This window comes from Mesorhizobium sp. 2RAF21, from assembly GCF_052115345.1.
Lineage (GTDB): Bacteria > Pseudomonadota > Alphaproteobacteria > Rhizobiales > Rhizobiaceae > Mesorhizobium > Mesorhizobium terrae.
In genome coordinates, this window is the sequence record NZ_JBFRGM010000007.1 from 50,043 (window position 1) to 67,937 (window position 17,895).

Here is a 17,895-nt window from a genome sequence, read left to right on the forward strand (position 1 = left end):
TCAGACAGCAGGAGCGGCCGAAATCAACCACTCCCTCGGAAGATCAATGGCATCACTCACCTCGACCCGCAAGCCTGCAGACCGGCCTGTCACCGGCATCGCCGACCGGCTGCTTGCCTGGTACGACGCCCATCACCGTGACTTGCCGTGGCGGGTGCCGCCGCGCGAACTGGCAAGCGGCGTCCGGCCAGATCCCTATCGCGTCTGGTTGTCCGAGGTCATGCTGCAGCAGACCACGGTCGAGGCGGTCAAAGCCTATTTCCAGGCCTTTCTCGAACGCTGGCCGACCGTGCAGGCGCTTGGCGCGGCAAGCACCGACGACGTGATGAAGGCCTGGGCGGGGCTCGGCTATTATTCGCGGGCACGCAACCTGAAGGCCTGTGCGGATCGCATCGCGGCGCGGGGCGGCGTTTTTCCCGATACCGAGGACGGACTGCGCGCCCTGCCCGGCATCGGCGCCTATACGGCGGCTGCGATCGCCGCGATCGCCTTCGTCCGGCCGGCGGTCGTGGTCGACGGCAATGTCGAGCGCGTCATCACACGCCTGTTTTCGATCGCCATGCCGCTGCCGGCGGCCAAGCCCGATATCCGCGCCGAGGTCGAGCGACTGGTGCCGGCGGACAGGCCCGGCGATTTCGCGCAGGCGACGATGGATCTCGGCGCCACCATCTGCACGCCGCGCCGGCCGCGCTGCATGCTGTGCCCGCTGCGGCAAGATTGCAGCGCCATCCTGTCCGGCGATCCCGAATTCTACCCGGTGAAACTGGCCAAGCCCGAAAAGCCGCAACGCAAGGGCGCCGCCTTTGTCGCCATCCGCAACGACGGCGCGGTGCTTTTGCGCAAACGCCCGGAAAAAGGCCTGCTTGGAGGGATGAGCGAGGTGCCGACCACCGGCTGGACCGCGCGCATCGACGGCGCCACTGGAACCGACGCCGCACCCTTCGCGGCCAACTGGCGGCCGGCGGGCAGCATCGGCCATGTCTTCACCCATTTCGGGCTCGAACTCGCCGTCTACCGCGCCGATGTCGATTTCACCGCGCCACCCCAGGGGTTTTTCTGGTCGCGGCCCGGCTGGATCAATGACGAGGCCTTGCCGACTGTCATGAAAAAGGCAATCGAAGCGGCTATGCCCGGCTCGACCCAGAAGGGCCCGCACAAGAGGAAAGCATGACCGAAATCCGCCATATCGTCTTCGACATCGGCAAGGTGCTGCTGCACTACGACCCCAGCCTGCCGTTCAACCGGCTGATCCCGGACGAGACGGAGCGGCAGTGGTTCTTCGATCATGTCTGCACGTCGGACTGGAACATCGAGCAGGATCGCGGCCGGACCTGGGAAGAGGCCGAGGCGCTGCTGATCGACACCCACCCCGATCATGCCGAAAACATCCGCAACTTCCGCCGCCATTGGCACGAGATGGTGCCGCACGCCTATGACGACAGCGTGGTGCTGATGGAACGGCTGATCGACGACGGCCGCGACGTCACCATGCTTACCAATTTCGCCGGCGACACCTTCCGGGAAGCGCAGGAGCGGTTCGCCTTCCTGAAACGGCCGCGCGGCGTCACCGTTTCGGCCGATATCCGGCTGCTAAAACCCGACCGCGCCATCTACGACCACCACGTCAAATCCTTCGGCCTCGAGCCGGCGGCGACGCTGTTCATCGACGACAGCCAGAAGAATGTCGACGGCGCCAAGGAAGCCGGCTGGCAAGCCGTGCTGTTCACCGACCCCGCGACGCTAAAGCGCGACCTGACCAATCTCGGAGTTATCGCATGAGCGCCGCCCACGATCCCGCCGAGACGCTGGCCCGTTTCCATGACGTGACCAATGCGCAGGACTTCGCCGCCATCGAGGCGATGTTCGCGCCCGAGGTCGTCTATATCTCGCAAGGCGTTGGCGGCCGCATCGAGGGCCGCGACGCAGTGATGGCGGCTTTCCGCACTTATTTCACGGAATATCCGGACCAGGAAGCGGAAGACAAGAAGCTGGAAGCCCTGTCGCCCATGAGCGCCCGCTCCGAATGGCGACTCACCGGCACCAGCACCAAGACGGGCGTGTGGCGCGAACGCATTGGCGCCGAGACCATCACGCTCAACGGCGATGGATTGATCGTGCGCGTGGATGTCGAGGGCTAGAGCCACCCTCGCGGGGCTCGCGGATAACGGGCCCCGCACAATCGTCCAAGACAGTAGCTTCGAATATTCCGTAGGCAGTCCATCCAACGATGGAGCCTACGGAATGGACAAGACATACCAGCCGGTCAGGTTTTCCGAAAAACTCTCCAGAATCACCGAGCTCTGGCAGCCACGCGTTGTCGCCGAACTGAACGATTACCAGTTCAAGGTGGTTCGTATCGAGGGCGACTTCATCTGGCACGATCACCCGGAAACCGATGAGGCGTTCATCGTTCTCAGCGGCCAGTTGCGCATCGATATGCGCGACGGGGCAGTCACCATCGGGCCTGGAGAAATGTTCGTCGTGCCCAAGGGCGTCGAACACAAGCCTTATGCCGAGAAGGAAGTTCAGCTTCTGCTGGTCGAGCCGCGCGGCGTGCTCAACACCGGTCACGTTGGCGGCGATCGCACCGCGCAGAACGACGTCTGGATCTGAGACGGCGGCGCGGAGCTATTCCCGCGACCTTCGGGATTACGCCCCTGCCCGCTCCATGCCGAGCCGCGCGATCTTGCGCAGTTCGTCGATCGGGGTGAGGCCGCCGGCGCGTTCATAGTGCCAGAAGGTCCAGCCGTTGCAGGCGTCGAGCCCCTGTACTTCGGCGCCGACCTTGTGGATGGAGCCGGCATTGTCACCGATTGCCAGCGTGCCGTCGGCGCGCACCTTGGCCGACCAGCGCCGTTTGGCGTCGTAGAGCGTGGTGCCGGCCTTGACCAGGCCGGTATCGATCAGGCTGACGAAAGCAACGCGCGGTTCGGCGCGCTTGCCTGTGAGAACGGCGAGGTCGGCGTCCTCCAGCGTCTTGACCGCGGCGATGCGTTCGTAGGCGGCGTCGATATAGGTCTGCTCGCGCTCGATGCCGACGAAGTGGCGGCCGAGCCGCTTGGCGACCGCGCCAGTGGTGCCGGAGCCGAAGAACGGGTCGAGCACGACATCGCCGGGCTTTGTCGACGCCATCATGATGCGGGCGAGCAGCGCTTCCGGCTTCTGCGTCGGGTGCAGTTTGTCGCCATTGTCGTCCTTCAGCCGCTCCCCGCCGGTGCAGATCGGGAACAGCCAGTCGGAGCGCATCTGCACGTCGTCGTTTGAAGCCTTCAGCGCCTCGTAGTTGAAAGTGTAACCCTTCGACTTCTGGTCGCGCGAGGCCCAGATCATCGTCTCATGGGCGTTCTGGAAGCGGCGGCCGCGGAAATTCGGCATCGGGTTGGTCTTGCGCCAGACGACGTCGTTGAGGATCCAGAAGCCGAGATCCTGCATCTTGGCGCCGACGCGGAAGATGTTGTGATAGGAGCCAATCACCCAGATGGTGCCATTCGGCTTCAACACCCGGCGGGCGGCGAGCAGCCAGGCGCGGGTGAACGCGTCATAGGCCTCGAAGCTCTCGAACTGGTCCCAGTGATCGTCCACCGCGTCGACCTTGGATTGGTCCGGGCGGTGCAGATCGCCTTCGAGCTGCAGGTTGTAGGGCGGATCGGCGAAGATCACGTCCACCGATTTTTCCGGCAGCCGATCGAGCGCAGCGACACAATCGCCTTTCAGGATCGTGTCCAACCACTCGGACTGCTGAGGGGCATGGGAAAGTTCGTCGAGGAGACGCACGGCAGACATTCTGACAACCCGAAGCACGCGTTACATTTACCAGCCGTTATGGTTACCGTTCCCAGTAAATATTTAATGAAGTGAAGCCGTGATTTGCGGGTAACCGACGCTTGGTGTATGCCGCGCCGGCTTCCTTTCCCGCAGATGGACCGACATGCCCCAGCCAGACCTTGTCATTTTCGATTGCGACGGCGTGCTCGTCGATTCCGAAATCATCGCCGCTCGCGTCGAAGCCGAGCTGATCACCGAAGCAGGCTTCGAGATCGGCGCCGAGGAGATCGCCGAGACCTATGCCGGCCTGACCTTCAAGGACATCATGATGGCGATCGAGGAGAAGGCGAACATCCCCTTCCAGGCCTCGATGATCATTCGCGCCGAAGAACTGGTGGACCGCAAGCTACGCTCCGACGTGCGCGCCATCGACGGCGTGCACCAGGCCGTTGCCGCGATCACCGCGCCACACTGCATCTGCTCGAATTCGCGCAGCGAACGCATCACCTTCATGCTGGACAAGGTGCGGCTGTTGCCGCTGTTCCAGGGCCGTATCTTCTCGGCGCTGGAGACCCCGACGAAGAAAACCAAGCCGGCGCCGGACGTCTTCCTCTACGCAGCCGAGAAATTCAAGGCGAACCCGGCCAACACATTTGTCATCGAGGATTCGGCCCATGGCGTGCAGGGCGCCCGCGCCGCCGGCATGCGCGTCATCGGCTTCACCGGTGCCTCGCACAGCTACCCGGGCCATGCCGATGCACTGACCGAAGCCGGTGCCGAAACCGCTATCAGCCGCTGGTCCGACCTGAAAGGCGTTCTTGCCGCTCTCTCCGAGTGGTCGGACGCCTGACGCTTGGACGCGGCAGCCCTTCCCCAAGCGAGAAGGGCTGTCCTTGACGGAGACTAGCGAGGAATATCCGAGATCGTGGTCTGGCTACCCTGAGCGGGCGCTGCCGGCGCGGTCGCGACCGGAGCCGCCTTCGGCTTCGGCTTGTGAACCCGACGCTTCACCGGCTTCTGCTCGCTCGGCTTCTCGACCTTCTTGGTCACCCCTTCATCGAAGCCGGCAAAGGCCTGATAGGTGTTGGCGGTCGGCTCGGGAATGGAAATATTGGAATCGTTCAGCACGAACTGGGTGGCCGACGAGGTGTCGGAAATCTGCACCTTGTGCTGATAGATCTGCGAATAAAGCACCTTGTCGCCTTCGACGACGGCGATGCGGATCGGCATGGTTATGGTGCCGGGCGTCACCATCGGGCCCGGAACGACGCGACCGGCAACGGCGATCTTCATGTTGAGCATGCCGTTGTTGCGGGTGCAGTCGCGGGTCACTTCGCCGATCGAAGCCTGGTAGACGACACGCGAGGAATCGTCCTGCGGCGCATTGCTGGTGTCGACGGCCGCGGCGTCCTGGCCCTTCTTGGCCTTCGGTTTCGCTCCTGCCTTGGCATAGGTGCTGTAGAAGGCGGTACCTTCGCGCAGCGTCACCTTCGGGCAGAAGGCTCTGAGATCGGAGGCCTTGACCTTCGCCACTTCGGCGTTGATGGCCGCATCGTCCTTCTTGCCCATACCCATGAAGCCGCCGCCGGAACTGCCGCCGTCGCTCGATTGGCAGCCTGCGACGATCAGCATAAAGCCCATCGACATGAAACCCGCGACAAAGCGGCTGTTGGACGAACGAAACACCATGAAATGCGGTTCCCTCACGCGAAGCAGGCGACCTATAGCAACGAGACGGCAAAAATGCGACTGAGGGCGCGCACAAATTCACGCTTTCGCCGCCAGAAGGGCAATTGGCCGTCAGGCCGCTGAAATGGAAAGTCGACAATGCGCTATGTGAGTACACGCGGCGAGGCCCCCGCGCTCGGATTTTCGGACACGGTTCTGGCCGGGCTGGCGCGCGACGGCGGCCTCTACGTGCCCGAAACCTGGCCGCACTTCTCGGCCGCAGAGCTGCATTCCATGCGCGGTCTGCCCTATGCCGACCTCGCCATCCGCGTGCTGACGCCCTTTCTCGGCGGCGAGATCGCGCCGGCTATCTTCGAGAAGCTGGTGCGCGAAGCCTACGCCACCTTCCGCCACGAGGCGGTCTGCCCGCTGGTACAGACGGGGCACAACACGTTCGTGCTCGAACTCTTTCACGGCCCGACCCTGGCATTCAAGGACGTCGCCATGCAGCTATTGGCGCGGTTGATGGACCATGTGCTGTCCGAGCGCGGCGAGCGGGCGACAATCGTCGGCGCCACATCGGGCGACACCGGCGGCGCGGCCATCGAGGCCTTTGCCGGGCGCGAGCGCACCGACATCGTCATCCTGTTCCCGAAGGGCCGCGTCTCGCCGGTGCAGCAGCGGCAGATGACGACGTCCACCGCGGCCAATGTCCACGCGCTGGCGATCGAGGGTAATTTCGACGACTGCCAGGGCATGTTGAAGGACATGTTCAACGACCATGGCTTCCGCGACGGCGTCGCGCTGTCGGGCGTCAATTCCATCAACTGGGCCCGCATCATGGCCCAGATCGTCTATTATTTTTCGTCGGCACTGTCGCTCGGCGCTCCCGATCGTCCGGTCTCCTTCACCGTGCCGACTGGCAATTTCGGCGATATCTTCGCCGGATACGCCGCCAAGCGCATGGGCCTGCCGATAGAGCAACTCGTGATCGCCACCAACGACAACGACATCCTGGCACGCACGCTGGCCAGCGGCGAATACCGCATGAAAGGCGTCGTCGCCACGACATCACCCTCGATGGACATCCAGATCTCGTCCAATTTCGAGCGGCTTTTGTTCGAGGCTTCCGACCGCGACGCCGCAACCGTGCGCCGCTATATGAATTCGCTGAAGCAGTCCGGCGCCTTCACCATCGAGGCCGGTGGGCTCGCCCGTATCCGCGCTGAATTCGACGCGGGCCGCGCCACCGAATCGGAAGTCGCCGAGACGATCCGCGCCACGCTGGCCGGCTCGGGATATCTGCTCGACCCGCATACGGCGTCCGGCGTCCACGTCGCCGCCACGCAGACGGCGAGCGCAGTGCCGATGATCGTGCTTAGTACCGCGCATCCGGCGAAATTTCCGGCGGCGGTGGAAGCGGCGAGCGGCATCCATCCCGCTCTGCCGGCATGGCTTGCCGACTTAATGAATTCGGAGGAAAGATATGCGGTACTTCCATCCGACCTGAAAATGGTGGAAGATTATGTTCGTCGCCGCTCCCGGGCGGCGCGTTAGGGAGTCTGAACTATATGGGTGTTGAGGTAAGCCGTCTGTCGAACGGCCTGACAGTCGCCACCGAAACCCTTCCAAGCATCGAATCCGTCGCGCTCGGCGCCTGGGTCAAGTCCGGGGCCCGCAACGAGCGTGAGGATGAGCATGGGATGGCGCATCTTCTCGAGCATATGGCCTTCAAGGGCACGAGGAGGCGTTCCGCCTTCCAGATCGCTTCGGAAATCGAGAATGTCGGCGGTGAAATCAACGCCGCCACCAGCGTCGAGACAACATCCTTCTACGCCCGCGTTCTATCCAACGACGTTCCGCTGGCCGTGGATATCCTGGCAGACATCCTGCAGGAATCGGAATTCGATCCGGAGGAGTTGGAGCGGGAGCAGAACGTCATCCTGCAAGAGATCGGCGCTGCGCACGACACGCCCGACGACGTCGTCTTCGACCATTTCACGGAAACCGCCTTCCGCCACCAGACCATCGGCCGCTCGATCCTGGGCACGCCGGAGACGGTGCAATCCTTCACCTCCAGGCAGTTGCACGATTTCATGGAGCGCCAATACGGCGCCGAACGCATGGTGATGGTCGCTGCCGGCGACGTGAAGCATGACGAGTTCGTGCGCGAGGTGGAAAAGAAGCTCGGCTCCTTCCGCTCCAAGGCCGAAAACGCCGCGCCGCAATACGCCCAGTATGTCGGCGGCGACTTCCGCGAGAACCGCGACCTGATGGACGCGCAGATCGTGCTCGGTTTCGAGGGCCGCGCCTATCACGTGCGCGATTTCTATGCCTCGCAGGTGCTGTCGATGATCCTCGGCGGCGGTATGTCGTCTCGCCTGTTCCAGGAAGTGCGCGAGAAGCGCGGCCTTTGCTATTCGGTCTATGCCTTCCACTGGGGCTTTTCCGACACCGGCATCTTCGGCGTCCACGCCGCGACCGGCCAGAACGACATTGCCGAACTGGTGCCGGTGATCGTGCGCGAATTGCAGCGGGCCGGCGAAGCGATCGCCCAGGAAGAGCTCGACCGTGCGCGCGCGCAATACCGCGCCGGCCTCATCATGTCGGCGGAAAGCCCCGCCAGCCGCGCCTCGCAGATCGCCCGCCAGCTTCTGCTGTTCGGCCGGCCTATCCCGAAGGAAGAGCTGATGGAACGGCTCGGCGCGCTGACGATCGAGCGCCTGACCGACCTATCGTCCCGCCTGTTCTCGACCCGGCCGACCCTGGCTGCCGTCGGACCGATCGGCACGCTGGCGCCCTATGAGGCGGTTCTCGACACGCTTCCGGGCATCGAGGTCGCGGCCCGCAAGCTTGCCGTCTGATCCAGGCCGGCGGCCGTGTTCGCGCTTCCTTTCTTTCGCCGGGACCAGCCGGTACTGAAAGGGGAAAAGGTCGCTCTGCGCGTTCCGCTGCCGGGCGATCATCGGGAGTGGTCGACGCTGCGCGGCGAAAGCCGCGCCTTTCTCGAGCGGTGGGAGCCACGCTGGACACCCGACGAGCTTGAGCGCTCGGCCTGGCGCCACCGTATCGGCCGCTACCGCGAGGACTACGCCCAGGGCACGGCCGTCGCCCTCTTCATCTTCGAGCGCAGCTCTGGCAAGCTCGCCGGCGGCATCACCCTAGGCAACATTCGCCACGGCGTCGCCCAGAGCGGCCATATTGGCTACTGGATCGGCGAGCGCTATGCCGGCAAGGGGCTGATGACCGACGCCGTCAAGGTGCTTGCGGGCTTCGCCTTCGATACGCTCAAGTTGCACCGGATCGAAGCTGCCTGTATTCCCGACAACATTCGTTCGATCCGCGTGCTTGAAAAAGCCGGATTCCAGCGTGAAGGACTTCTGCGCTCCTATCTTCGGATCAACGGGGCCTGGCAGGACCACTATCTCTATGCCCGGATCGCCGACGATCCGCCGGCATCCGCAACGAAGGGCTGATTTTGACGAAATTCCTGCGAAACGGGCCGGTGCTTGCCTTCGTCCTGGCGACGATGGTGACGCTTTTCGCCGCCGCTTCCGCCTATGCCGTGGAACCGATCAAGATTTCCCGCGATGATGTGGCGCTCGACCTTTCGGGTGCAGTGGAAATCTACCGCAACCAGGGCGAGAATTTCCAGGTTTCGACGGCACCAGGTTCGGACGGCATCGTGCGGCGCATCGAGGTCGAGGCTAACGACAAGCGCTCGACCGGCGACTGGGCCGTGTTCGCGCTGGCCAACGCCACCGACGACGTCATCGACCGGCTGATCGTGGCGCCGCATTTCCGGCTGGTCAAATCCGGCATCTTCTGGCCCGACCTCGGCTCCACCCGCATCGCGGCCATCACACCTTCCGAAGGCTTCGCGCTCGATAAGCAGGCGAGCCCCGATGCTGACGTCTTCCGGGTCACGCTGAACCCGGGCTCGGTGGTGACGTTCATCGCCGAACTGGCGTCGCCGAAGCTGCCGCAGGTCTATCTGTGGGAGCCGGAGGCCTACAAGGACACGGTCAATTCCTACACGCTCTATCGCGGCATCGTCATCGGCATTGCCGGCCTGTTGGCGCTGTTCTTGACCATCCTGTTCGTAGTCAAGGGCACCTCGCTCTTCCCGGCCACAGCGGCGCTCGCCTGGGCGGTGCTCGCCTATATCTGCATCGACTTCGGCTTCCTGGCCAAGATCATCCAGGTGGCGCCGGGCTCAGAGCAAGTGTGGCGCGCCGGCGCGGAAGTGGCGCTTGCCACCACCTTCGTCGTCTTCCTGTTCACCTATCTCAACCTCAACCGCTGGCACGGCCATTTCAGCTACGGCGCCGTCGTTTGGGTGCTTGGCCTCGCCGCCATCGCTGGCATCGCCATCATCGACCCGGCAATCGCCGCCGGCATCGCGCGCATCTCCTTCGCCGCCACCGCCGTCACCGGCCTCGGGCTCATCATCTTCCTCGGCCTGCGCGGCTACGATCGCGCCATCATGCTGGTGCCGAGCTGGGTGATGGTGTTGTTATGGGCGGCGGGCTCGTGGATGGCGATTACCGGCCTGCTCGACAACGACATCGTGCAGCCTGCGCTGGGCGGCGGGCTGATCCTGGTGATCCTTTTGATCGGCTTCACCGTCATGCAGCACGCCTTCGCCGGCGGCGCCCTGCATCAGGGCCTGTTCTCCGACCTCGAGCGACAGGCGCTGGCCGTCGCCGGCTCCGGTGACACCGTGTGGGATTGGGACGTGCTGCGCGACCGCGTCGTCACCCGCCCCGATGTCAGCCTGCAGCTTGGCCTCGCGCCGGGCAGCCTTGGCGGCGCCGCCCGCAACTGGCTGCCGGTGCTGCATGCCGATGACCGCGACACCTTCCGCACCACGCTCGATGTGGTGCTGGAGCATCGCCGCGGCCGTGTGGCGCAGAATTTCCGCCTGCGCGGCGCCGACGGCCACTATCATTGGTTCTCGCTGAGGGCCCGCCCGGTTATCGGCTCCGACGGCGAGGTCATCCGTTGCGTCGGCACGATGGTCGACGTGACGGAGCAGAAGAAATCGGAAGAGCGCCTGCTGCACGACGCCGTGCACGACAACCTCACCGGCCTGCCCAACCGCGAATTGTTCATGAACCGGCTGGAAGCGATCATCTCGATCGCCCGCACCGAGGACAAGGTGCGCCCGACCGTCTTCGTCATCGACATCGACCGCTTCAAGCAGGTCAATGACGGGCTAGGTATCTCGGCCGGCGACACCATCCTGCTCACCGTGGCGCGGCGCTTGCACCGCCTGCTGAAGCCGAAGGATTCGCTATCGCGTTTCGCCGGCGACCAGTTCGCGCTCATGCTCTTGTCCGAGCAGGACCCGGCCCGCATCGCCGCCGTAGCCGACGCGATCAAGCACGCGATCAGTTCACCTATCACCTTCGCCAAGCGCGAGATCGTGCTGACCGCCTCGATCGGCCTCATCACCTGGACGACGGATCAAGTCTCGGCCGACGACCTGGTCAAGGATGCCGAACTTGCCATGCACCAGGCCAAGCGCTTTGGCGGGGACCGCATCGAACCGTTCCGTCCGGCCTTCCGCACGGTCGGCACCGACCGGCTGCAATTCGAATCCGATTTGCGCCGCGCCATCGAACGGCGCGAATTCACCCTCGCTTACCAGCCGATCGTGCGGCTCGAAGATTCCAGCGTGGCCGGTTTCGAGGCGCTTTTGCGCTGGGACCACCCGCGCCGCGGCATGATCCCGCCGGCCGACTTCATTCCGGTGGCCGAAAGCTGCGGTCTCATCGTCCAGCTCGGCCTGTTCGCCATGCAGAAGGCGGCGGAAGACCTGGCGATCTGGCAGAAGCAGATCGGTGACGCGCCGCTGTCGGTTTCGGTCAACCTGTCCAGCCGCCAGCTGATCCGGCGCGACCTGGTCACCGACGTGCGCTCGGTCATCGCCCGCGCCGGACTCAAGCCGCGCTGTCTCAGGCTGGAACTTACCGAGTCGCTGGTCATGGACAATCCCGAGCAGGCCGCGCATGTACTCAATAAGTTGAAGCAGCTCGGCATAGGGCTGTCGCTGGACGATTTCGGCACCGGCTACTCCTCACTGTCCTATCTGACCCGCTTCCCGTTCGACACGATCAAGATCGACAAGAGCTTCATCGACGACACCTCGCCGAAGCGCGCGGTGCTGCTGCGCTCGATGGTCAACATGGCCCATGAACTCGGCCTTTCGGTCGTGGCGGAAGGCATTTCGGACCAGAGCGATGCGCTGGAACTGCGCCAGATGGGCTGCGAATACGTACAGAGCTTCATGTTCGGCGCGCCGATGAACGCCGACGCCGTCATCAAGCTGCTGCGCGAACAATATCCGCTCACCCAGGCCTGACCTTTGTTCCTTCTCCCTGTTCACGGGGAGAAGGCGCCCGAAGAGTGGATGAGGGGTAGCTCTGCGCTCTCGGATGGAAGCCGCCGACAGAACACCTCCCGACAAAGGCGGTTCAGCCTCTATAAGGAATGGAAGTCCGCCTAGGCGTGCCCGGCGGCGGCGCTGAAATGCGCGAGGTTGACGCCGATGCTGGCCAGGATGCGATCATATTTGCGATCGATGTCCGGATCGAACAGCAATTCCGGCGTCGCCGGGCAGGTCAGCCAGCCGTTTTCGGCGATTTCGGTTTCGAGCTGGCCGGCACCCCAGCCGGAATAACCCAGCGCCATCAGCGCATGACGCGGCCCGTGGCCGGTCGAGATCGCGCGTAATATGTCGACTGTTGCCGTGAGACAGATGTCATCCGACACCGGCAGCGAGGATTCGACGCGATAATCACCCGTGTGCAGCACGAAGCCGCGGCTGCGATCGACCGGCCCGCCATTGCGAACGACGAAGTCGCGCGCCTCCTGCGGCAGGCGGATTGCTTCCTGCTCGTTCATGATGCCGAGCTGGACCAGGAGGTCGGGAAACAGCATCTGCTGGGTCTGATTGATGATCAGCCCCATGGCGCCCTCATCCGAATGCGCGCAGATGTAGATGACCGAACGCGCGAACCGCTCGTCCTTCATGCCGGGCATGGCGATGAGGAACTGGTCGTCGAGGAAGCCGTTCTTTCCGGCTGTCTTCTTGTTGCGCAGGAGCTCCATAGGCAAAGCGTAACGCGTTTCCGGCATGCTTGAAAGATGCCATTGGTGCAATTCGCCCCAGCCACAAGTCGGCCATGTCACACAAATATGATGGGGCCTGTCGTGCGAAATCGGTTGCGCGGACAGTTTGGGACGGTCAAACCAACGTGATGAATTGCTTGAAACTTCCGCTCGGCCTGGCACTTCTGGCAGCATCTGCCCTGCCGGCCGCCGCCTCGTCGTCCCGCTGGGCGGACAGCGAGGGCGGCCGGATCAGGCTGGTTACCGCCGGCCTGCCGGATGAGTCCGGCCGCCTGAACGGCGTGCTCCACATCCAGCTGAAGCCCAGCTGGAAGACCTATTGGCGCGACCCCGGTGCTAGCGGCGTGCCACCGCAGATCGATGTCAGCAAGGCCACCAACATCGCTAAGGCCGAGTTCTCCTACCCGGCGCCGGGCCGTCACAGTGACGGCTATGGCGAATGGGCGGGTTATGACCGCAGCGTCTCGCTGCCGGTCACCTTCACGCTCGCCAATCCACGCGAAAAGGCCGTCATCGAAGCCGGCGTCTTCGTTGGCATCTGCCAGACCATCTGCATTCCGCTGCAAGCACGGCTCACCGTCGACCCCACAGCCGACCCCGACAATGCAGACGATGTCTGGCTGATCGCGGCCGCGCGTGCCGCCTTGCCGGCCAAGCCCAGCGACGGTTTCGCGGCCATGGCCGTGCCCGGCGGCAAGGAGGTCTTGACGGTGGAGGCGACAGTGCCTGGCCTGCTGCAGTCCGCCGATCTCTTCGTCGCCGGTGAGCAAGGCTACCTGTTCGGAGCGCCGACACGCGCGGAGAGGGACGGCAAGCTGGTGTTCTCGCTGCCGATCATCGGCCGCCCGGACACGCGCCCGCAAGGCGATGGCCTGCCCTACACGCTGACGACCCCCATGGGCGCGGTTGAAGGTCTATTGCCCTATCCGTGACAATCGGCCGGACCGGTCAGATTGCGGGCCAACGCGGAAGGCGCTATCGCTTTCACGTCTTCCCCTTCCCTCTCAGACATGAGGACTGCCATGACCATTTCCGTTGGCGACAAGCTGCCCGAAGCGACTTTCAAGACGATGACCGACGACGGCGCCAAGGCGCTGACCACCGCCGAGGTTTTCGACGGCAAGAAGGTGGTGCTGTTCGGCGTTCCCGGTGCCTTCACCCCGACCTGCAACAACAACCACCTGCCGGGTTATCTGGAGAACCGCGACGCCATCCTGTCGCGCGGCGTCGACCAGATCGCGGTCGTTGCAGTGAACGACCAGTTCGTGATGGGCGCTTGGGCGCGCTTCACCGGCGCCGAAGGCAAGATCCTCTTCCTCGCCGATGGCAGCGGCACCTTCGCCAAGGCAGCTGGCCTCGACCTCGACCTCAGCGCCAACGGTCTCGGCCTGCGCTCGAAACGTTTCTCGATGATCGTCGACGACGGCACCGTCACGGCGCTCAACATCGAGGACAGCACCGGCCAGGCCGTGGATTCCGGCGCCGCCAGACTGATCGAACAGCTCTGAGAGATTTTCCGACCCTGCCCTCTCCGATGGGAGGGCGGGGGCTCCTAGTCTCAATAACTCTGCGATGAGCGGCGCGGCGGCTTTCTGCCAGGCGTCTTCGTGGCCGTGTCGCCTGTCGAGGGGCGAAGCGCCGGTGCCGGCTGCGGGCGGCCCGAGCTCTTCTTGAACGGCGCCATGCCCATGCGGGCCAGTTCGTCGGCGCGTTCGTTCTCGGGGTGGCCAGCATGGCCCTTCACCCAATGCCACGTCACTGTGTGGCGACGGTTGGCCTCGTCCAGTGCCTGCCACAACTCACCGTTCTTCACCGGCTTCTTGTCGGCCGTTTTCCAGCCGTTGCGCTTCCAGCCATGGATCCACTTCGAGATGCCGTCCATGACGTATTTGCTGTCGGTGTGAAGTGCTACGGTGCACGACTCCTTCAGCGCGTTCAGGCCATTGATCGCCGCCAGAAGTTCCATGCGGTTGTTGGTGGTCTCGGCCTCGCCGCCCGACAGTTCCTTGGTCGTGCCATTGAAGCGCAGGATAGCGCCCCAGCCGCCCGGGCCGGGATTGCCCGAACAGGCGCCGTCGGTGAAAATCTCGATCTGTTTCATTTCAACCCGTATTCGCTGGCCGAGCCGATGGCGCGGTGGAACCGTATGCGGCGGATGTATTCGGTCGGATCGCGCTTCATCACCAGCCCGCCGTCGGGAACGGTCAGCCAGTCATAGAGGCGAGTCAGCATGAAACGCAGCGCCGAGCCGCGCGCCAGCATCGGCAATGCCTGCTTTTCCGCTTCGCTCAGCGGTCGTACGCTCTGGTAACCGGCCAACAGCGCGGTGCCCTTGGTGAGGTTGAAGGAAAAATCCTTCTCGAAGCACCAGGCGTTGAGGCAGGTGGCGAGGTCGTAGGCATAAAAATCGTCGCAGGCGAAATAGAAGTCGATCAGCCCCGACAGTTTTTCGCCCAGGAAGAACACATTGTCTGGAAATAGGTCTGCATGGATGATGCCGGTCGGCAGATCGCACGGCCAGTTGCGCTCGAAATCCGCGAAATCACCATCGACCTCTGCCGCCAGCCCCGGCTCGACCTCGTTGGCGCGGGCGCGCGAGGCTTCCCACAGCTTGCGCCAGCCGTCGATCGCCAGCGCGTTGGCGCGATGCATGGTGAAGTCGGCACCGGCCAGATGCATGGCGGCAAGCGCCTCGCCGACTTCCCGGCAATGCACGACGCCCGGCTTGCGCAGCCACATGCCCTCGAGAAAAGTGATGATGACGGCCGGCCGGCCAGCCAGCGTGCCGATCATCGAGCCGTCATGGCGATGCACCGGCAACGGACAGGAGATGCCCTTCTTGGCGAGATGATCCATCAGCCCGAGGAAGAAAGGCAGGTCCGCCTTCTCGACGCGCTTTTCGTACAGCGTCAGGATGAAGGAGCCTGCCGTGGTGTGCAGCAGGAAGTTGGAATTCTCCGTGCCTTCGGCGATGCCCTTGTAGGAGAGCAGCTGGCCGACCGGATAATTTTGCAGGAAAGCGGAAAGCTCGCCCTCCGTCACATCGGTATAAACCGCCATCACACGGTTCCGTTGACGAAGGCCATGTCGGCCGGTGTCAGTTCGACATCGCGCAATACCCGCATGACCGGGAAATCCTCCGTTTCCGTCGCTGTCACCGCCAGTTCGACCGAAACGTCGAAACGCTGACGGAAGGCATCGATGATCTCGTCGACGATGATCTCCGGCGCCGAAGCCCCTGCGGAGAGGCCGAGCGTCGAGATGGCGCCGATGTCATCCCACGGAATTTCGGAGGCGCGCTGCACGAGAAGCGACATCCTGGCTCCGGCGCGTTCCGCAACTTCGACAAGGCGGCGCGAATTCGACGAATTGGGGGCGCCGACCACCAGGTAGAGGTCGGCGCCGGAGGCGGTCTCCTTCACCGCGTCCTGGCGGTTGGTGGTGGCATAGCAGATCGATTCGGCCGCCGGCGCCTGCAGGTCCGGGAAGCGTTCCTGCAAGGCGCGGATGATGCCGGCGGTGTCTTCCACCGACAGCGTCGTCTGGGTGACGAAGCCCAGCGCCTGCGGGTTGGCGGGCTGGAAGGTCGCCGCGTCAGCCTCGGTCTCGATCAAGGTCACCGCGCCTTCCGCCAGTTGCCCCATGGTACCGATCACCTCTGGATGGCCGGCATGACCGATCAGCAGCACGTGGCGGCCGAGCCGCTGATGGCGCATCGCCTGCTTGTGCACCTTGGAGACAAGCGGGCAGGTGGCGTCGAGATAAAACAGGTTGCGCGCCACGGCGTCCGCCGGCACCGATTTCGGCACGCCATGCGCGGAAAAGACAACCGGGCTTTGCTTGTGATCGTCCGGGATCTCGGACAATTCCTCGATGAAGACGGCGCCGAGATTTTGCAACCCCTCGACCACGTAGCGGTTGTGCACGATCTCGTGGCGCACATAGACCGGCGCGCCATATTTCTTCAGCGCCAGCACCACGATCTGGATGGCGCGATCGACGCCGGCGCAGAAGCCGCGCGGCTGGCAAAGCCTGATTATGAGGGGTGGCTTAACGGCTTTCTGCAACGCGGATTCCCACTGTCTGGCCCATCGGTCGGATTGTGCGGACATGATGTCCGCCACCCCCTTCTGTCAAGGGCGCGGAACGGCCTGGCGGGCGTTCACCTGTTCTTCCGGTTCTTCGCCAGCCACACCGCCATGACACCGACCAGGGCCGCTGCGAGGCCATACCAGGTCATCGCGTATTGCAGGTGATTGTTGGGCAGGTCGAGCAGCGTCGTGCCGCCAACGGGTAAGCCGCCTGGATTGGGCGCCCTGCCAGCATCGACGAAGAACGGCACGACCACGGCGCCGGCCGGCAGGCCTGCAGTCGCCGCCATGGCGTCGCGGTCCTTCCAGTAGAAGATGTTCTTGGTCAGATCGTTGTCGGGCACCATCATCGATGGCTTGCCGGCAAGCGGATTGCGCGCCAGGCCGGTCATCGTCACCTCGCCCGCCACCTCGCCCTTCTGGCGCTTGGCAGGGTCCTTCATGTCGTAGGGTACGAAACCCCGGTTGACGAGCACGAAACGGCCGTCGGCGAGTTTCAGCGGCGTATAAACGCTGAACCCGGTCTCGCCGTCCCAGGTGGTGAAGAAATGGCGCTCGCCCTGATGCAGGAACGTGCCGGTCAGCGTCACCGGAACGTAGTCGATGTCACGGGTCTCGGTGAACTGCTTCTCGACTTCCGCTAGCGGCGCCGGCGTTGCGTTCATGCGGCGGTCGATCGTCCCGATCAGCGCTTCCTTCCAGGCCAGACGCTCGACCTGCCAGGTGCCGAGGCCGATCAAGACAAGGAAGGCGATCAGGCCGAGGCCGAGCGCCAAGGCCGTGCGTGGCCCGCGGCGACCCGTCGACGGCTGTGGGACCGCGCTCATTGCGGTCGGTCCAGCCGACCCTCGGCCGCCTTGTTGCGGTATTGAAGGGTGAGCAGCACGCCCTTGATCAGCCGCAGCGCCGTCAGGCACAGCATGATTGCCAACGGGATCCACAGCAGGAAATGCAGCCAGAGCGGCGGCGCGAAGGTCACTTCCAGCCAAAGCGCCAGACCGACGACGATGAAGCCGATGATGAGGATGACGAAGACCGCTGGCCCGTCGCCGGCATCGGCGTAGGAATAGTCGAGACCGCAGTTCATGCAGCGCTTGCCGACCGTCAGGAAGCCGGAGAACAGGCGCCCTTCCCCGCAGCGCGGGCAGCGCCCCTTGAGGCCGGCCTGGATCGGGTCGACCGGCGGCCAGATTGCCTTATCTTCGCTCATGCCGATCTTCTTAGAACCTTTCAG

At 64.0% G+C, this 17,895-nt stretch carries 19 protein-coding genes; 11 read left to right on the forward strand and 8 right to left on the reverse strand.

Annotated features, from left to right (window positions below; all coding sequences use genetic code 11):
- The first annotated feature begins 46 nt into the window (after positions 1–46).
- The 4 genes from mutY to AB4136_RS12815 all read left to right on the forward strand — a co-directional run bounded on the left by mutY (position 47) and on the right by AB4136_RS12815 (position 2,613).
- Positions 47–1,171, forward strand: coding sequence for an A/G-specific adenine glycosylase (gene mutY / locus AB4136_RS12800; RefSeq protein WP_024926725.1), 1,125 nt, complete (start codon positions 47–49; stop codon positions 1,169–1,171).
- Complete coding sequence (locus tag AB4136_RS12805; RefSeq protein WP_024926724.1) at positions 1,168–1,779, forward strand: HAD family hydrolase; 612 nt, start codon at positions 1,168–1,170, stop codon at positions 1,777–1,779. Before mutY ends, AB4136_RS12805 begins: the two co-directional genes overlap by 4 nt.
- Positions 1,776–2,138: a nuclear transport factor 2 family protein gene (locus AB4136_RS12810; protein ID WP_024926723.1), complete on the forward strand. Its 363-nt coding sequence runs from the start codon at positions 1,776–1,778 to the stop codon at positions 2,136–2,138. Before AB4136_RS12805 ends, AB4136_RS12810 begins: the two co-directional genes overlap by 4 nt.
- Positions 2,139–2,241: 103 nt before the next feature.
- On the forward strand, positions 2,242–2,613 hold the full coding sequence (locus tag AB4136_RS12815) for a cupin domain-containing protein (protein WP_024926722.1): 372 nt from the start codon (positions 2,242–2,244) through the stop codon (positions 2,611–2,613).
- Positions 2,614–2,649: 36 nt separating this feature from the next.
- Here the strand turns inward: AB4136_RS12815 and AB4136_RS12820 are convergent, their stop codons facing one another.
- A complete protein-coding gene (locus AB4136_RS12820; protein ID WP_024926721.1) occupies positions 2,650–3,783 on the reverse strand; it encodes a site-specific DNA-methyltransferase in 1,134 nt (377 codons plus the stop codon).
- Positions 3,784–3,928: 145 nt separating this feature from the next.
- On the opposite strand from AB4136_RS12820, the gene AB4136_RS12825 reads away from it, so the two are divergent.
- Positions 3,929–4,615, forward strand: coding sequence for an HAD family hydrolase (locus tag AB4136_RS12825; protein WP_024926720.1), 687 nt, complete (start codon positions 3,929–3,931; stop codon positions 4,613–4,615).
- 53 nt (positions 4,616–4,668) lie between these two features.
- On the opposite strand, the gene AB4136_RS12830 is transcribed toward AB4136_RS12825, so the two are convergent.
- Positions 4,669–5,454, reverse strand: coding sequence for a hypothetical protein (locus tag AB4136_RS12830; protein ID WP_024926719.1), 786 nt, complete (start codon positions 5,452–5,454; stop codon positions 4,669–4,671).
- A gap of 138 nt (positions 5,455–5,592) precedes the next feature.
- Between AB4136_RS12830 and thrC the strand changes: the two genes are divergently transcribed.
- The 4 genes from thrC to AB4136_RS12850 are packed head-to-tail and all read left to right on the forward strand — an operon-like array spanning position 5,593 to position 11,800.
- The gene (thrC, locus tag AB4136_RS12835) at positions 5,593–6,990 is read left to right on the forward strand and encodes a threonine synthase (RefSeq protein WP_024926718.1); all 1,398 of its coding nucleotides are present in this window, start codon (positions 5,593–5,595) and stop codon (positions 6,988–6,990) included.
- Between the two features lie 14 nt (positions 6,991–7,004).
- Positions 7,005–8,297, forward strand: coding sequence for a M16 family metallopeptidase (locus AB4136_RS12840; RefSeq protein WP_024926717.1), 1,293 nt, complete (start codon positions 7,005–7,007; stop codon positions 8,295–8,297).
- A gap of 15 nt (positions 8,298–8,312) precedes the next feature.
- A complete protein-coding gene (locus tag AB4136_RS12845) occupies positions 8,313–8,909 on the forward strand; it encodes a GNAT family N-acetyltransferase (RefSeq protein ID WP_024926716.1) in 597 nt (198 codons plus the stop codon).
- Positions 8,910–8,911: 2 nt separating this feature from the next.
- Positions 8,912–11,800, forward strand: a complete 2,889-nt coding sequence (locus AB4136_RS12850; RefSeq protein WP_024926715.1) for an EAL domain-containing protein — start codon at positions 8,912–8,914, stop codon at positions 11,798–11,800.
- A 140-nt stretch (positions 11,801–11,940) separates the two neighbouring features.
- Here the strand turns inward: AB4136_RS12850 and AB4136_RS12855 are convergent, their stop codons facing one another.
- On the reverse strand, positions 11,941–12,549 hold the full coding sequence (locus AB4136_RS12855) for a YqgE/AlgH family protein (protein WP_024926714.1): 609 nt from the start codon (positions 12,547–12,549) through the stop codon (positions 11,941–11,943).
- A gap of 149 nt (positions 12,550–12,698) precedes the next feature.
- Between AB4136_RS12855 and AB4136_RS12860 the strand changes: the two genes are divergently transcribed.
- Both AB4136_RS12860 and AB4136_RS12865 read left to right on the forward strand, forming a co-directional pair.
- Positions 12,699–13,502: a protein-disulfide reductase DsbD domain-containing protein gene (locus AB4136_RS12860; RefSeq protein ID WP_024926713.1), complete on the forward strand. Its 804-nt coding sequence runs from the start codon at positions 12,699–12,701 to the stop codon at positions 13,500–13,502.
- Positions 13,503–13,592: 90 nt separating this feature from the next.
- The gene (locus AB4136_RS12865; RefSeq protein WP_024926712.1) at positions 13,593–14,078 is read left to right on the forward strand and encodes a peroxiredoxin; all 486 of its coding nucleotides are present in this window, start codon (positions 13,593–13,595) and stop codon (positions 14,076–14,078) included.
- A 50-nt stretch (positions 14,079–14,128) separates the two neighbouring features.
- Here AB4136_RS12865 and rnhA read toward each other — a convergent pair whose 3' ends face one another.
- The 5 genes from rnhA to AB4136_RS12890 all read right to left on the reverse strand — a co-directional run bounded on the left by rnhA (position 14,129) and on the right by AB4136_RS12890 (position 17,871).
- Positions 14,129–14,671, reverse strand: a complete 543-nt coding sequence (gene rnhA / locus AB4136_RS12870) for a ribonuclease HI (protein ID WP_024926711.1) — start codon at positions 14,669–14,671, stop codon at positions 14,129–14,131.
- Positions 14,668–15,630: a homoserine kinase gene (locus AB4136_RS12875; RefSeq protein ID WP_024926710.1), complete on the reverse strand. Its 963-nt coding sequence runs from the start codon at positions 15,628–15,630 to the stop codon at positions 14,668–14,670. Before AB4136_RS12875 ends, rnhA begins: the two co-directional genes overlap by 4 nt.
- The gene (gene ispH, locus AB4136_RS12880) at positions 15,630–16,637 is read right to left on the reverse strand and encodes a 4-hydroxy-3-methylbut-2-enyl diphosphate reductase (protein ID WP_024926709.1); all 1,008 of its coding nucleotides are present in this window, start codon (positions 16,635–16,637) and stop codon (positions 15,630–15,632) included. The genes AB4136_RS12875 and ispH overlap by 1 nt, the downstream gene beginning before the upstream one ends.
- Before the next feature lie 95 nt (positions 16,638–16,732).
- Positions 16,733–17,488, reverse strand: coding sequence for an SURF1 family protein (locus tag AB4136_RS12885; RefSeq protein ID WP_024926708.1), 756 nt, complete (start codon positions 17,486–17,488; stop codon positions 16,733–16,735).
- On the reverse strand, positions 17,485–17,871 hold the full coding sequence (locus tag AB4136_RS12890; protein ID WP_024926707.1) for a DUF983 domain-containing protein: 387 nt from the start codon (positions 17,869–17,871) through the stop codon (positions 17,485–17,487). Before AB4136_RS12890 ends, AB4136_RS12885 begins: the two co-directional genes overlap by 4 nt.
- Positions 17,872–17,895 lie beyond the last annotated feature (24 nt).